At 66.0% G+C, this 297-nt stretch carries 1 pseudogene; it reads right to left on the reverse strand.

Annotated elements, in window-relative coordinates:
• Positions 1 to 183, reverse strand: a pseudogene (locus EN846_RS36320) (MBL fold metallo-hydrolase); the annotation flags it as partial.
• Positions 184 to 297 lie beyond the last annotated feature (114 nt).

The raw sequence follows: 297 nt of genomic DNA on the forward strand, positions 1-297 counted from the left end.
GCGGAAGCCTGTTTCGCCTCGCAAGATCCGGCCGACACCTGGTGAATCGAGATGCGCTCCGGCAACGCACCAGGCATTGTCGGCGGCAAGCGCAAGAATGCGCAACCGGGTTGCCCGCGCCTGCTCCTGGTCGGCGTCGAACTCCCAGGCGACCTCCGGCCGCTCGAACTGGAGCGACGGCACATGGACGAGGTCGCCCCAGACCAGCAATGTTTCGCCGCCGCTCGTGACGCGAAAGCATGTGTGACCGATTTCGTGGCCCGTCGCCGCGACAGCATCGATATTCGCGCTCAGGCG

This window comes from Mesorhizobium sp. M4B.F.Ca.ET.203.01.1.1, assembly GCF_004791025.1.
Taxonomy (GTDB): Bacteria; Pseudomonadota; Alphaproteobacteria; order Rhizobiales; family Rhizobiaceae; genus Mesorhizobium; species Mesorhizobium abyssinicae.